Annotated in this window: 18 protein-coding genes and 1 pseudogene; 6 read left to right on the forward strand and 13 right to left on the reverse strand. The window is 65.2% G+C overall.

The features are described from left to right. Positions 1-140 (forward strand): annotated as a pseudogene (locus tag ACK543_RS01760) (IS630 family transposase); the annotation flags it as partial. 178 nt (positions 141-318) lie between these two features. Here ACK543_RS01760 and ACK543_RS01765 read toward each other — a convergent pair. The 8 genes from ACK543_RS01765 to ACK543_RS01800 form a co-directional block, all read right to left on the reverse strand. Next, positions 319-1,488, reverse strand: coding sequence for a DSD1 family PLP-dependent enzyme (locus ACK543_RS01765; RefSeq protein ID WP_409941163.1), 1,170 nt, complete (start codon positions 1,486-1,488; stop codon positions 319-321). Next, positions 1,472-2,110, reverse strand: coding sequence for a histidine phosphatase family protein (locus tag ACK543_RS01770; protein ID WP_409941164.1), 639 nt, complete (start codon positions 2,108-2,110; stop codon positions 1,472-1,474). The genes ACK543_RS01765 and ACK543_RS01770 overlap by 17 nt, the downstream gene beginning before the upstream one ends. Positions 2,111-2,235: 125 nt before the next feature. Then, entirely contained in the window at positions 2,236-2,955 is a 720-nt protein-coding gene (locus ACK543_RS01775; protein ID WP_409941165.1) for a hypothetical protein, read from the reverse strand. A 68-nt stretch (positions 2,956-3,023) separates the two neighbouring features. Next, positions 3,024-3,992: a tRNA 2-thiocytidine(32) synthetase TtcA gene (gene ttcA / locus ACK543_RS01780; protein ID WP_409941180.1), complete on the reverse strand. Its 969-nt coding sequence runs from the start codon at positions 3,990-3,992 to the stop codon at positions 3,024-3,026. Between the two features lie 16 nt (positions 3,993-4,008). Then, entirely contained in the window at positions 4,009-4,413 is a 405-nt protein-coding gene (locus tag ACK543_RS01785) for a dihydroneopterin aldolase (protein WP_409941166.1), read from the reverse strand. Next, positions 4,407-4,820: a dihydroneopterin aldolase gene (locus ACK543_RS01790; protein WP_409941167.1), complete on the reverse strand. Its 414-nt coding sequence runs from the start codon at positions 4,818-4,820 to the stop codon at positions 4,407-4,409. Before ACK543_RS01790 ends, ACK543_RS01785 begins: the two co-directional genes overlap by 7 nt. Then, entirely contained in the window at positions 4,817-5,611 is a 795-nt protein-coding gene (locus tag ACK543_RS01795) for an SDR family oxidoreductase (protein WP_409941168.1), read from the reverse strand. The genes ACK543_RS01790 and ACK543_RS01795 overlap by 4 nt, the downstream gene beginning before the upstream one ends. A gap of 4 nt (positions 5,612-5,615) precedes the next feature. After that, positions 5,616-6,392 (reverse strand): hypothetical protein, encoded by a 777-nt coding sequence (locus ACK543_RS01800; protein ID WP_409941169.1) that lies wholly within the window; start codon positions 6,390-6,392, stop codon positions 5,616-5,618. A 38-nt stretch (positions 6,393-6,430) separates the two neighbouring features. On the opposite strand from ACK543_RS01800, the gene ACK543_RS01805 reads away from it, so the two are divergent. The 3 genes from ACK543_RS01805 to trxC all read left to right on the forward strand — a co-directional run bounded on the left by ACK543_RS01805 (position 6,431) and on the right by trxC (position 8,246). After that, complete coding sequence (locus ACK543_RS01805) at positions 6,431-7,528, forward strand: class I SAM-dependent methyltransferase (protein ID WP_409941170.1); 1,098 nt, start codon at positions 6,431-6,433, stop codon at positions 7,526-7,528. A gap of 10 nt (positions 7,529-7,538) precedes the next feature. Next, the gene (locus ACK543_RS01810; RefSeq protein WP_409941171.1) at positions 7,539-7,733 is read left to right on the forward strand and encodes a DUF2905 domain-containing protein; all 195 of its coding nucleotides are present in this window, start codon (positions 7,539-7,541) and stop codon (positions 7,731-7,733) included. Between the two features lie 72 nt (positions 7,734-7,805). After that, positions 7,806-8,246: a thioredoxin TrxC gene (gene trxC / locus ACK543_RS01815; RefSeq protein ID WP_409941172.1), complete on the forward strand. Its 441-nt coding sequence runs from the start codon at positions 7,806-7,808 to the stop codon at positions 8,244-8,246. Between the two features lie 6 nt (positions 8,247-8,252). On the opposite strand, the gene ACK543_RS01820 is transcribed toward trxC, so the two are convergent. The 4 genes from ACK543_RS01820 to ACK543_RS01835 are packed head-to-tail and all read right to left on the reverse strand — an operon-like array spanning position 8,253 to position 10,708. Continuing rightward, positions 8,253-8,732, reverse strand: a complete 480-nt coding sequence (locus ACK543_RS01820) for a DoxX family protein (protein WP_409941173.1) — start codon at positions 8,730-8,732, stop codon at positions 8,253-8,255. Further along, positions 8,729-9,523, reverse strand: coding sequence for a putative DNA-binding domain-containing protein (locus ACK543_RS01825; RefSeq protein WP_409941174.1), 795 nt, complete (start codon positions 9,521-9,523; stop codon positions 8,729-8,731). The genes ACK543_RS01820 and ACK543_RS01825 overlap by 4 nt, the downstream gene beginning before the upstream one ends. Then, positions 9,514-10,398 (reverse strand): DUF692 domain-containing protein, encoded by an 885-nt coding sequence (locus ACK543_RS01830; RefSeq protein WP_409941175.1) that lies wholly within the window; start codon positions 10,396-10,398, stop codon positions 9,514-9,516. Before ACK543_RS01830 ends, ACK543_RS01825 begins: the two co-directional genes overlap by 10 nt. A gap of 16 nt (positions 10,399-10,414) precedes the next feature. Further along, on the reverse strand, positions 10,415-10,708 hold the full coding sequence (locus ACK543_RS01835) for a DUF2282 domain-containing protein (protein ID WP_409941176.1): 294 nt from the start codon (positions 10,706-10,708) through the stop codon (positions 10,415-10,417). A gap of 218 nt (positions 10,709-10,926) precedes the next feature. Here ACK543_RS01835 and ACK543_RS01840 point away from each other — a divergent pair, with 218 nt between their 5' ends. Both ACK543_RS01840 and ACK543_RS01845 read left to right on the forward strand, forming a co-directional pair. Continuing rightward, positions 10,927-11,466, forward strand: coding sequence for a sigma-70 family RNA polymerase sigma factor (locus tag ACK543_RS01840; RefSeq protein WP_409941177.1), 540 nt, complete (start codon positions 10,927-10,929; stop codon positions 11,464-11,466). Then, positions 11,466-12,107 (forward strand): NrsF family protein, encoded by a 642-nt coding sequence (locus ACK543_RS01845; protein WP_409941178.1) that lies wholly within the window; start codon positions 11,466-11,468, stop codon positions 12,105-12,107. The genes ACK543_RS01840 and ACK543_RS01845 overlap by 1 nt, the downstream gene beginning before the upstream one ends. Before the next feature lie 21 nt (positions 12,108-12,128). Here the strand turns inward: ACK543_RS01845 and ACK543_RS01850 are convergent. Next, positions 12,129-12,511: GNAT family N-acetyltransferase (locus ACK543_RS01850; protein WP_409941179.1), on the reverse strand; the 383-nt coding region annotated here is incomplete at its 5' end.

Raw genomic sequence — 12,511 nt, forward strand, 5'->3', positions numbered from 1 at the left:
AGCAGCTTGTGCAGCGCATCGACCACTTCGTCGCCGCGCACAACACAAACTGCCAGCCCTTCACATGGACTGCCACCGCCGATTCGATCCTTGAAAAGCTGCATCGACTTTGCTCACGTATTTGCGGGACAGCACACTAGACTACAAGCGGTCAACTGCCGCTTTTAGGTTGAAGTGCGGGCCCCTGGGCACCGCATGCTGGCTACGTGCATGTGGTGGATGACCTGGCCATTGCAGGCTGCAAGCTGGCCAGCGTGCGCCTCAGGGGCGAGGTTTGTGGCGCCATCGTGCGCACAAGCCGCCCCCCGCTGGTGCCCATCAAGTCAGCGCGCCTCGGGCATCGACCCGGATGATGCGTTCCACCACGCCCTCGGCCAGGCCGCCGCGCACGCCGATCATGAAGTCGTACAGGTTCACAGTGGGGTCGCAATGGCCCGGAATGAGCCACAGCATCTGGCCCAGCGCGGGTAGCAGCGCCTGCGGGCCCTGGGCGTAGAGCAGGCCGTGCTCGTCGCCGCCGTTGGCGTAGCGAAGTGCGTAGTCGGGCGGCAGCAGGGCCACTGTGGGCAGGCCTGAATCGATGGCGTGGCTTTTGTGGCCGGCGTCGCACACGGCGTGGCTCTCATGCGCCGAGATCACCTGTGTCTTGATGAAGGCGGCGTGTTCAAACTGCGGCTGGGCGGGTTCGCGTTCGTTGCGTGCGTAGTCGGCGTCCATGAACAGGAAAGAGCCCGCCTGCACCTCACCAAACACGCCGCTGGCAGCCTCGTGCACCAGCGTGCCGGTGCCCGAGCCGGTGACCAGGGGCACGGGCAGGCCGGCGTCTTCGATCAGCATGCGCGTGAGCTGTGCGGCGGACACCACCTCGGTGATGGCCGCGCGGCGCCCCACGGTGCTGGCCATGTGTTGCGCCCGTCCGTGGTAGGCCTGCAGTCCGGCAAACCGAAGGCGGCTGTGCTGGGTGATGGCCTGGGCCAGCGCCACGGCGGCCTCGCCGGGCGGCACGCCACACCGGCCCTGGCCCACGTCGATCTCGACCAGCACGTCGATGCCGGCATCGCTGCCGTGCATCGTCATGGCCTCGGCCAGCCGCGCAATGCCTTCGATGTGGTCTACCGCAATCGCCAGGCGCCCACCCTGCGCCGCCAGCCGGGCCGCCAGGCGCGCCGCGCGCTGCAGCTTGGGCATGGCCACCACCTCGTTGGTGATGGTGATGTCGGTCACGCCGCCTGCGGCCAGTGCCTCGGCCTCAGACACTTTTTGCACACACACGCCCTGGGCGCCAGCACGCTGCATTTGCAGCGCCAGTTCGGCGCTCTTGTGCATCTTGGCATGGGGGCGCCAGCGCACGCGGTGCTTGCGCGCAAAATCAGCCATGCGCTGGATGTTGCGCTCCATGGCGTCGAGGTCAATCACCAGCGCAGGTGTGTCGATCAGGTCCACACGCTGGCCGATGGAGGATGTGAGGGAGTCAGGCATGGGTTTCATCGTGTGCTGCAGGGTCTAGATGCTGGGTATCGGCCCAACCGATCAGGGTCAGGCCGTCGGGGGTCCACAAAAGGCGGTTGATAGCCGCGTTGGCCAACTGCCAGGTACGCGGTGCCTGGATGTCCTGGCGCGTGGCCAGGCGATACAGCACATCAAGAACACCGCCATGCGCGACCATCACGATCTGCGCGCCGACATGCCCGCGTGCCAGAGCGGTGACGGTGTGCTCGATGCGGTTGCGCAGCATCAGCAGCGACTCGCCGCCTTCTGGCGCGTAGTGCGGATCGCGCTGGCGCCAGCGCAAGGCGTCTTCAGGGAATTCGGTCTCGATCTCGGCAAACGTGCGGCCCTGGAAGTGGCCGAAGCTGCGCTCGCGCAGGCCTGTGTCTGCGACCAGTGGCGCGCCCGTGCTGTGGGCCACGGCCTGGGCGGTGGCATGCGCGCGTTGCAGGTCGCTGGTATACACAGCGGCCACCGGCTCGCTGGCCAGCGCCTGGGCGACCTGCCGGGCCTGCCACCGGCCCGTGTCATTGAGCGCAATGTCCAGATGGCCCTGGATGCGGGTGTCCACGTTCCAGGCGGTTTCTCCGTGGCGGATGGCGACAATGCGGGTGGCGTCCATGCGGTCGAGTGTCGTGTCGGAAGGGGGTGGCTGGCAAGGCAATGGGTTGGGGTCACCCAGGGACGACCGCCCAGTGCGCCGCCAAGCATTGTGCCCTTGCGGCTGACACAGGCCAGCACGCGAGCTTACCGCGTTGGCGGTGCTGCCGGTGCCGACAAACTGTTTGGAGCCGCAGGCGTTGCGCTGGTGGAGGGCGCCACCATGCCCGGCATTGCGGGCAAAACCAGTGGCAGGCGCACCTGCCGCGGGCCGGCCGGGGGTGCCGGAAATCCTTGCAGCGCCGCATCAAACAGCACGCCATACACCCCAGGGTCGCTCACCCACACATCTTCGTGCACGGCCGAGGTTTCGTACACCACCGTCTGGTCGCGCGCGCTGCGCAGCACCATGCTCACCGCGCGCCGGTACAGCGGCGTGGGGGCGCCCATGGCCCACAGCCCGCCCACGCCCCAGCCACGCCCATGCCAGCCACCGCCCCATGCCCAGGGCGACGGGCCCAAGCCGCCCAGAGCGCTGTGCGGGCCATAGGGATAGCCCCAGGGGTCTGCCCGGGGCACCGTGTCGGCCTGCACGCCGATCTGCGCCAGCAGTTGGGGCTGGTCATCATCGCGCCGCAGTCCGGCACGCGCCAGCGCCTGTTCGGCCAGCGCGGCAATCGGATCGAACGCCGGGCCCTGCTGCGACGGCAGGCGCTCGAGCCGGTAGGTGGCGGTGGTGGTGACTGCGCCGGGGGTGGCAAAACTCTGCACCCGCCCGTCCACGATGCGCGGGCCCGTGCTGCACCCTGCCAGCACCAGGGCGGCCAGGGCCGAGACGAGACAGGGGGTGAGGCGGCGAGGGTTCATGGCGGGGCGCTCCGGGGTGTGGCTTGCGGCGGGACGGTCTCGGTAAGACACCGCCAGCCGCCACAGGTTCACGACAGTTGCACCACCTGGACCCCTGGCAGCGAAGGAGACGGCGCAGAAAACTCTTCCCGGTCAAAGGCCTTGTCCCCGTCGTCACTGGCCACGCCCGTGGCTCTGGCGTTCCGGAAGTCGTACAGGTGGCTGTCCAGCAGGTGCGAAGGCACGACGTTTTGCAGCGCGTTGAACATGTTTTCCACGCGACCGGGAAAGCGCTTTTCCCAATCGCGCAGCATCTCGCCGACCTGCTTGCGTTGCAGGTTTTCCTGGCTGCCGCACAGGTTGCACGGAATGATGGGGAAGTTGCGGTGAGCGGCCCAGCGGACGGTGTCTTTTTCGGCCACGTAGGCCAGCGGCCGGATCACCACATGCCGGCCGTCGTCACTCACCAGCTTGGGGGGCATGCTTTTCATCTTGCCGCCAAAGAACATGTTGAGCAGCAGGGTCTGCAAGATGTCGTCGCGATGGTGGCCCAGCGCGATCTTGGTGCAGCCCAGTTCATCGGCCACGCGGTACAAAATGCCCCGGCGCAGGCGGCTGCACAGGCTGCAGGTGGTCTTGCCCTCGGGGATCAGCTTCTTGACGACGCTGTAGGTGTCTTCGTTTTCGATGTGAAAGGGCACGCCGGTGCTGGTCAGGTAGTCGGGCAGCACATGCTCTGGAAAGCCGGGCTGCTTCTGGTCCAGGTTGACGGCCACCAGATCAAAGTGGATGGGCGCGCGGGCCTGGAGCTTGAGCAGGATGTCCAGCAACGCATAGCTGTCCTTGCCGCCCGACATGCACACCATCACCTTGTCGCCTTCTTCGATCATGTTGAAGTCCACAATGGCCTTGCCGACTTCGCGGCACAGGCGCTTTTCAAGCTTGTGTGTTTCGCGTTCGATCTTCATGCGGGCGGCGCCAACGCCGTGGGTGGATTGCGCGGGTTCGCCGGTCCAGCCGGATGGATGTGCGGGGCGGTCGCCCGAGGCTTCGTTCATCAAGGTGCTCATGGGCTCACCACTGTCCTGTCTCGACGCGAATGGCCACTTCGCAGTCGTCAAAGATTTCCAGCTTGGCAATCTTCACCCGCACGCCCCGCACGCCGGGCAGTTGCATCAGGCGGGTGGCCAGCTTGCCGATCAGGCTCTCGAGCAGGTTCACGTGCTCGGCCGTGCACTCGTCGATGATGATCTGTCGCACCTTGCGGTAGTCCAGCACGTGGGTGATGTCATCGTCATGGGGGGCCAGCGGCTGCAGGCCCAGGCTCAGTTCGGCATCGACCTGGATGGGCTGGGGAGCGGTCTTCTCATGGTCGAGGATGCCCAGGTTGGCGTTAAAGCGCAAGCCGGTGAGGGTTAAGGTCTGGTGGCCATTCCTGGGGGTGATGTTCGGCGTTGAGGTGATCAATCTTTTCACCATGGCTTGATGGATACCCGTTCCACACCGACCGATGCGCAGTCGGGATATACGTCGGGTTTTCGAGTGGAGACACGCACAGCGTGAATGTCGTGCCTTCTCAGCAAAGCATCAGAAATTGCATCGCAAAGCGTTTCCTGCAATTCATGATGGCGGTTGCCCACATGGTCCACGATTGTTTTTCTGATGAAGTCGTAGTCGACCGTTTCAGAGATGTCGTCTTTTGTCGCTGGTGCAAAGTCAAGCTTCACGCAAAGATCAACGTCAAACCAGATCCGTTGTGGTGCTTCACGCTCAAAGTCGTGTACGCCAATTCGAACCATCACCTCATGCTGGCGAAGGCTCAGTGCCCGGCAATGAGTGGCCAGCCGCGAGTCTATGGCTCCAAAGGAGAGAAGAATGGAGTTCATCGGTCTTCTGCCTCTTCAATGGCCCACATGACATCCCGGCTCAGTGGAATGAGATGCTGGCCGTTGTCGGCCCTGAGCGTGCATCCGTTGATGCTGGTGTTCTGTGCCATGAACAGCGCACACATGGCTACATCTGTGGGTTCTATGCGCTTTTGAATCAAGTTGACCACGCTGGCTCGATCGAAGTTGGATTGGGTTTGGGGGCCGCTCAGATAAAGCAGTCCTGGCGAGAGCCCGCACACTCTCACAGTGGGTGCCAAGGCTTGCGCCTGAAGCGCCACGCTGCGTTCCAGTGCCAGCTTACTTACCGTGTAGGAGAAGTAATCGGGATTCAGGTTGTGCACTTTCTGGTCGAGCACGTGGATCACGCAGTGTTCTCCATTCGTCACGTCGGCGGCACCGCGCAGGTGGTTGTACAGCGCGTTCGCCAAAAGCAGCGGGGTTGCGGTGTTGATTTGAAAGTGCGTTTGCAATGCCTCTGCTGTTGCAGAGGGGGCATCGTCAGCTTCGAAAATAGAGGCGTTGTTAACAATGCATTGGGGAGCTTTCCCGGTAAGTTCCACGCATCGATTCATCAAATTTTCGGCGGCATTTCCCTTTGAAAGATCCATATCGACGAGCTGGCAAGAGCCTCCCAAGTCATGAATCGCTTTTTGGGTTGCTTGCGCACCGTCTTTGGACGTGCGGTAGTGGCATAGTATGTTCCAGCCCGCATTTGTAAAAGCAAACGCTATTTCTCTGCCCAGTCGATGGGCGCCACCCGTGATCAAGACCCATCTTTTACTCTTCATATGGTTATTGCTCCGCAGTCGTGGGCTGAGGTTTTGTCAGCTCTTGTGCTTCCAGTATGCCGCGCACAAAAAAGCCAAGATCCTGTGTGAAATACAGTTTTTCGATAGGGCGTAGCAAAAAGTCATCGGGAAGCGTGCGAAAGAACAGTAGCGCCCTTCCCCCATCTTCTCCACCGTACTCTGCCAGCTCAGAATTCAATTGGTAACCCTCCGCCTGAGCGCCTGCAATCACATGGCGATATGCTGAAAGCGCGGGGTTTTTGTCCAGCGATCCATCAGGCACGATCGTGTCAGGGAGGCTGAACATCACGTTCACTTTGCGTACGTTCAACTCCACACTGAAGCGCAGGGGATGTTTCAAAGGGCTTTGCCCTGGTGGCGCTGCCAGTGCGTATGTGGCCCGGCAACCTGTACGTAAAAGCGCAGTCAGCTGGAGCTTGCGTGATTGACAGGCAATTTCTTGCACTTGAAGCGGAATGAGCTTGTCAAGAATTGCATGGGTGATGTTGGCGAGGCGCTTTTCGCTGCGTTGCCCAAACACCAGACCGATCACGATGAGGCTGACAGGCAGCGCCACGGTAAGCAAGCTGATGGCGGCAGTCATGGATTCGCGGTCGCGAATGACCGCGCTCCACATGACCAACCCAAGCCCGCCAAGCATCACTGCTAGAAATACAATGACCAAGATGCCACGAGCCCAGAGTGGCAGGGCCAAGGACTGCAACCACCGCACAACCTCGGAAGATGGTTGTGCACTAGAAGAGTTGGACGAATCGCTCATTTGATTTGCTCAGAGGGCGCGTAGTTAGCGGCCAAATTATGACTGTCCTCTCCAATGAAATTGCTGCCCACATCACCCAGGCCATTGCCGCCGCCGGTGGCTGGCTGGGTTTTGACCGCTTCATGGCCCTGGCCTTGTACATGCCCGGCCTGGGCTATTACGCCAACGACTCCACCAAGTTTGGCGCCATGCCCGAGTCGGGCAGCGACTTTGTGACCGCGCCCGAGCTGACACCGCTGTTTGGCCAGACGCTGGCCGTGCAAGTGGGGCAGGCGCTGGCACGCACCGGTACCGACGAGGTGTGGGAGTTCGGTGCGGGCTCGGGTGCACTGGCGCTGCAGCTGCTTGATGCCCTGGGCGACCAGGTGCGGCGCTATACCATCGTCGATCTGTCGGGCAGCCTGCGCGCGCGCCAGCAGGCCCGGCTGGCCGCCCATGCGCACAAGCTGCGCTGGGTGAGTGCGCTGCCCGACCAACTGAGTGGCGTGGTGGTGGGCAATGAGGTGCTGGACGCCATGCCAGTGCAGCTGCTGGCACGCCACGGCGGCCACGAAGACGGCGTCTGGCATGAGCGCGGCGTGGTGCTGGCCGATGACGGCCGCTTTGCCTGGGCCGACCGGCCCACCCACCTGCGGCCACCCGTCGAGATCGAGGGCCCGCAGGACTACCTGACCGAGACCCACGCGCAGGGCGAAGGATTCATCCGCACCCTGGCAGACCGGCTCACGCGTGGCGTAATCGTGCTGCTGGACTACGGCTTTGGCGAGGACGAGTACTACCACCCCCAGCGCCACATGGGCACCCTGATGTGCCACCAAGGTCACAGGGCCGACGGCGACCCGCTGGTGCAGGTGGGCCTCAAAGACATCACTGCCCACGTCAACTTCACCGCCATGGCGCTGGCCGCGCAGGATGCGGGACTTCACGTGCTGGGCTACACCACGCAGGCGCACTTCCTCATCAATTGCGGATTGCTATCAAAAATGGAGCTACTGCCGCAGGCGGATCGCGCGGCGGCGGCCAAATTAATCATGGAACACGAAATGGGCGAGCTGTTCAAGGTACTGGCGCTGGGCGCGGGCGAGCCGTGGGAGCCGCTGGGGTTTGTGCACGGCGACCGTTCGCACCGGTTGTGATCGAGGCCGCATGTTCCGCTGGCTGCTCGTCATTTTTCTGGCCCTGATGCTCATCAGCTGGCTCACACCGCTGTTGCGCCGACTGGGTTTTGGGCGCTTGCCGGGGGATTTCCGCTTCAGGTGGTTGGGGCGGGACTGGGATGTGCCGCTGGCGTCCACGCTGCTGCTGAGTTTTGTGGTGAGCCTGCTGACCCGGCTTCTTTAGTGCCTGCCGCCCGCCCTTGAAACACGGGGCGGGGGCCGCCATCTGCGAAGCCATAGAACTTGCGAGTTGCCCATGACCGACGCCCTGCACATCGTTTGTCCCCACTGCCACACCACCAACCGCGTGCAGGCCGCCCAGTGGGGCGATTCGCCCGACTGCGGCAGCTGTCACCGCCCCCTGTTTGCAGGGGAGCCACTGGATCTGGATGCAGCGAGCTTCGACCGGCATGTGGAGCGCAACCATATTCCGGTGCTGGTGGACTTCTGGGCCCCCTGGTGCGGCCCCTGCCGCCAGATGGCGCCGGCCTATGCACAGGCGGCGCGCACGCTGGAGCCCGATGTGCGCCTGGCCAAGCTCGACACCGAAGCCCAGCCGCAGATTGCGGCGCGTTACGGTATCCGCAGCATCCCGACCATGATCTTGTTCAGCCAGGGGCGCGAGGTGGCGCGGATATCGGGCGCCCTGGGCGCGGCCGACATCGCGCGGTGGGTGCGCTCTGCGATGCCGCGCTGACGGGCGTCAGCGCATGCCCAGCGCGTGATCCAGCGAAAGCCGGCCACCGCCCCGCCCGGCCAGGTAGAGCATCAGCCCCGCCCACGACAAATGCGTGGGCCACGCATCCGGGTACACAAAGACCTGGATGACCAGCGTCATGCCCAGCAGGGCCAGGGCCGACAGCCGGGTGAACAGCCCCAGCACCAGCAGGATGGGGAACACATGTTCGGCCATGGTCGCCATCTGCGCCGCAAGCTCCGGGGGCAGCAGCGGCAGCCGGTATTCCTCGCGGAAGAGGGTGTAGGCACTGTCGGACACGCTGAACCAGCCTTCGACCTTGGTGCGTGCTGACATCCAGAAGATGGCCGCGATGCCCACGCGGTTCACGAGCGCCAGCAGGCTGTGGGGGGTGAGCCAGGCCGCGGCATCAGCCAGGCGTGACAGAGGTGCGCGCAGACCGCTCGATGCAACGGGTACTGGGTTTGGGGCCGTGGTGGGGGTCATGGAGTCTCCTGGGTAGCAGCGTTGGAACAAGGCAATGAAGCGCCGGACACCAGCGCGCCAGCATCCAGCAGAGCGCGCAGCAGGGTGGTCAGGTCGGCATGCGGGTCGGCAGCCACAGCCTGCGCGGCTGCGGCCTCCAGGGGCTGGCCCTGCGCGCACGCCGCCATGAAAGCCACCCCGGCCCGGTCGATGGGGTGCCAGGTCACGGCCGCTTCGGGCCGCGCCAGCAGACCGCCGTCGCCCGTCCAGTGGAGTGCTTCGGGCACCGGCAGGCCCTCGCGGTGGTGCCGCCACAGGGCGTAGGCCGGGTGATCGTCGCACCAGGCCCACCGCGCGGCCGGGTGGGGGCGCAGGTTGAGTTGCCCGAGTGATTCCGGGGGCTGCTGTGCGAGCCAGACGGGTGTGATGGCCTGCGCATCTGCGGCCAGATGGCATTCGGTCCAGCAGCGGTCCAGGCGCGCCACTGCGGGCAGGTAGGGCAGTTCGGCCGCCGGCGCAAAGCCCGCCAGAAAGTCGGCAAAACCCGCGCCGTAGTTCATCAGCAGGCCATCGTGGGGCGGCTGGGCGCGTGCAAACACAGCCGCGGCCGCACGAAACCACGCTTCGCCCACCAGCTGGCACACGGTGGGGTAATTGGCCTGTAGCGCATCGATGCAGCCCTTGGCCGTGGTGTTGCGGTACACGGCAAAACCGGGCTGGGCCTGCAAGGCTGCCAGCCAGGGGGCGGCGCCTGCGGGGGGCGTGGCCGTCAGTGCTTGCGAGAAACCGTCCTGGAACGCGCTCAGCAGCATGGCGCATCCTCTACGGGCAAGGCGCTCGCGGCCTGCGCGGCGGCCAGCATGTGGTGGGCCTGGTCGCGTTCGGCCAGCAGTTCGTCAAAGTCGGGCAACTGGTCGTCGCGCTCGATGAGCGTGGGTATGCGACCGGTGCGCGCGATCACCTGCTCGTACAGCGCCCACACGGCAGGAGCCACCGGGGCATCGTGGCTGTCGATCAGCAAGGCGTTGCCGTGCACCGGGTCGGCATGGTGGCCCGCCAGGTGGATCTCGGTTACGGCGTGCAGGGGAAAGGCGTCCAGATAGACCTCGGGGCGCGTCCCCAGGTTGTGGGCACTCACATGGACGTTGTTCACGTCCAGCAGCAGGGTGCAGCCGGTGCGGCGCACCAGTTCGGCCAGAAAGTCCGGTTCGGTCCAGTCGTGGCCTTCAAGGTGCAGGTAGTGCGTGGGGTTTTCGATGGCAATCGCTTGCCTCAGCGCATCCTGCGTGCGGGCAATGTTGTCGGCAATGCGATGCAGCGCCGCTGTGGTGCGCGGAAACGGCAGCAAATCGGGCAGGTACTGCCCGCGCCATGCCGACCACGCCAGGTGCTCGGACACCCGCACAGGCTCGATGCGCTGCACCAGCGCCGCAAGCCGCGCCAGGTGGCTTGCGTCCACAGGCGCATCGGCGGCCAGCGATAGCGACACGCCGTGCAAGGCCACAGGGTGCTGCGCCCGGATGGCCTGCAGCCACGCCATGCGTGGACCGCCGTCGGCCAGGTAGTTCTCGGGGTGCACCTCCCACCACAGGCCGGGCGCGCGGCAGTGCAGCGCGTCGGCGTAGTGCTGGGGCTTGAGCCCCAGCCCTGCGGTCAGGGCGGGTTGCTGCGATGTGGCGGTGCCCATGCGCTTGCGCCGTGCCTCAGGCCTTGATGGGCATCAGCGAGCCCATGCCCTTGGGCGTCTTGATCGAGGTGCAGGTACCTGCGGGCACATACTTCCAGGCGTTGCCCTGGTAGTCCATCTTGGAGGTGCCCGCGCAGGTGGTGCCGGGGCCGGCAGCGCAATCGTTTTTGCCGGCCATGGAGACGCCATAGCATTTTTCCATGGCCGGCTTGGCGCCATCGGCGGGCATGGTCTGGGCCTGGACTGCGGCGCTGGATGCAATAGCGGCGAGGGCGAGGGCGCCAAGGGCCAGGGGGTGCTTCGTGGTCATGTGAAATCTCCGGAAGGTAAGGTTGGGTTGAGTTAAGGTGTGCGGCCGCTTGCGGCTAGACCGGTCTGCCGTGCGTCAGGGCGTTGCCGTCCGGTCTGTGAGGTAGTTCGCCCTGCACTGCGTGGCGGTTACATGCCCAGACAAAATACCGTGCGTTTTATTTTTCGCCCCGGCTGTAACCGAGGCGTAGGCGCATACGAATACCAACGGGAGATGTCATGGAGAGTGAAGAACGGCTGCGCGGGCTGCTGTTGCAGGCGTTGGATGCCGATGCCGCCGCCTACCAGCGGTTTCTGAAGGAGCTCAGCGCCCATCTGCGTGCCTTTTTGCGCCGCCGGTTGACGCAGTGGCCCCACGCGGTGGAAGACCTGGTGCAGGAGACGCTGCTGGCCGTGCACAACCAGCGCCATACCTACCAGCGCGACATGCCGGTGACGGCATGGGTGCACGCGATTGCGCGCTACAAGCTGGTCGACTGGCTTCGCTCCCATGCTGCCAGGGATGCCCGCAACGACTCGCTGGACGACGCGGCCGAGCTGTTTTCCAGCAGCGACAGCGACGCCGCCGAGGCGCGTCGCGACCTGGCTCAGTTGTTGCAGACGCTGCCTGACCGCCAGCGCCTGCCTATCGTGCATATGAAGCTGGAAGGTTTGTCGGTGGTCGAGACAGCGCGCCTGACGGGGCTGTCGGAGTCGGCCGTCAAAATCGGCGTGCACCGGGGGCTCAAGGCCCTGGCCGCCAAGATCAGGGGACTGTGATGAAAACCGATGATTTGATCAACGCATTGGCCGCGCAGCCGCAGGCGGTGAATGCTCACGCGGTCGAGCAGCGCTTTGCGCTGGCGGCGCTGGCGGGCGTGGGCGGTGCCGCCGTGCTGATGGTCGCCTTCTATGGGCTCCTGCCCGGTTTGGCGCAGACGATGGCGCTGGCCATGTTCTGGGGCAAGCTGCTGTTTGCCGCCGCCCTGGCGGTCGGGGGGCTGGCCGTGGTGCGACGACTGGCGCGCCCGGGGTGGGCGGTGGGCCGCATGGCCGCTGCGCTGGCCGCACCGCCGCTCGTGCTGTGGGCACTGGCGCTGGCCGCGCTGGTGCTGGCCGCGCCGCAGGATCGGCTGGGGCTGGTGCTGGGCAGCACCTGGCGCACCTGTCCGTTCAACATCGCCTTCCTGTCGATGCCTGCTTTGGCAGGATTTTTCTGGGCGCTGCGGGGCGCAGCCCCCACGCGGCCGGCCCTGGCGGGGGGCGCCGCCGGGCTGCTGGCGGGCGCGCTGGGCGCACTGGTGTATGCGCTGCATTGCCCAGAGATGGCGGCGCCGTTTCTGGCGGTGTGGTACGTCGCCGGCATGGTCCTGCCGACCCTGCTGGGCGCCGTCCTGGGGCCGCGGCTGCTGCGCTGGTGATTGCCGTCGGGTGCCCTGCGCTCAGGCGCCCACCCGCTTGCTGTAAGCGCGAAACACAGTGTCCTGCGTCCAGCCCAGCGACTCGTAGAGCGCCTGAGCGGCGGTATTCGTGTGCGCGGTGGTCAGGTCCATGCGCACCATGCCATCGCGCTGCGCCGTGGCGTGCGCCGCCAGCAGCAGGCAGCGTCCGGCGCCGCTGCGGCGTGCGTCCGGGGTCACAAACAGGTCGTACAGCGTGTAGGTGGGTGCAGCCTCGACCGAGCAGTACGTGGGGTACAGCTGGCAAAAGCCGGCTGCGCTGCCCGCGGCATCCAAGGCCAGCAGGACGACGGATTCCCCGCGTGCGAGGCGCTCGGCGATAAACCGCCGTGCGCCCGCAAGATCGGGTGCTTGCCCGTAGAACT

Origin of the sequence: Acidovorax sp., assembly GCF_046341535.1 — a bacterium.
Classification (GTDB): domain Bacteria; phylum Pseudomonadota; class Gammaproteobacteria; order Burkholderiales; family Burkholderiaceae_C; genus Acidovorax.

Excerpts from the sequence above, each read along its gene's own strand:
- ACK543_RS01765 (WP_409941163.1), bottom strand. The coding sequence starts at position 1,488 with ATGAAACCCATGCCTGACTCCCTCACATCCTCCATCGGCCAGCGTGTG.
- ACK543_RS01770 (WP_409941164.1), bottom strand. The coding sequence starts at position 2,110 with ATGGACGCCACCCGCATTGTCGCCATCCGCCACGGAGAAACCGCCTGG.
- ACK543_RS01775 (WP_409941165.1), bottom strand. The coding sequence starts at position 2,955 with ATGAACCCTCGCCGCCTCACCCCCTGTCTCGTCTCGGCCCTGGCCGCC.
- ttcA (WP_409941180.1), bottom strand. The coding sequence starts at position 3,992 with ATGAACGAAGCCTCGGGCGACCGCCCCGCACATCCATCCGGCTGGACC.
- ACK543_RS01785 (WP_409941166.1), bottom strand. The coding sequence starts at position 4,413 with ATGGTGAAAAGATTGATCACCTCAACGCCGAACATCACCCCCAGGAAT.
- ACK543_RS01790 (WP_409941167.1), bottom strand. The coding sequence starts at position 4,820 with ATGAACTCCATTCTTCTCTCCTTTGGAGCCATAGACTCGCGGCTGGCC.
- ACK543_RS01795 (WP_409941168.1), bottom strand. The coding sequence starts at position 5,611 with ATGAAGAGTAAAAGATGGGTCTTGATCACGGGTGGCGCCCATCGACTG.
- ACK543_RS01800 (WP_409941169.1), bottom strand. The coding sequence starts at position 6,392 with ATGAGCGATTCGTCCAACTCTTCTAGTGCACAACCATCTTCCGAGGTT.
- ACK543_RS01805 (WP_409941170.1), top strand. The coding sequence starts at position 6,431 with ATGACTGTCCTCTCCAATGAAATTGCTGCCCACATCACCCAGGCCATT.
- ACK543_RS01810 (WP_409941171.1), top strand. The coding sequence starts at position 7,539 with ATGTTCCGCTGGCTGCTCGTCATTTTTCTGGCCCTGATGCTCATCAGC.
- trxC (WP_409941172.1), top strand. The coding sequence starts at position 7,806 with ATGACCGACGCCCTGCACATCGTTTGTCCCCACTGCCACACCACCAAC.
- ACK543_RS01820 (WP_409941173.1), bottom strand. The coding sequence starts at position 8,732 with ATGACCCCCACCACGGCCCCAAACCCAGTACCCGTTGCATCGAGCGGT.
- ACK543_RS01825 (WP_409941174.1), bottom strand. The coding sequence starts at position 9,523 with ATGCTGCTGAGCGCGTTCCAGGACGGTTTCTCGCAAGCACTGACGGCC.
- ACK543_RS01830 (WP_409941175.1), bottom strand. The coding sequence starts at position 10,398 with ATGGGCACCGCCACATCGCAGCAACCCGCCCTGACCGCAGGGCTGGGG.
- ACK543_RS01835 (WP_409941176.1), bottom strand. The coding sequence starts at position 10,708 with ATGACCACGAAGCACCCCCTGGCCCTTGGCGCCCTCGCCCTCGCCGCT.
- ACK543_RS01840 (WP_409941177.1), top strand. The coding sequence starts at position 10,927 with ATGGAGAGTGAAGAACGGCTGCGCGGGCTGCTGTTGCAGGCGTTGGAT.
- ACK543_RS01845 (WP_409941178.1), top strand. The coding sequence starts at position 11,466 with ATGAAAACCGATGATTTGATCAACGCATTGGCCGCGCAGCCGCAGGCG.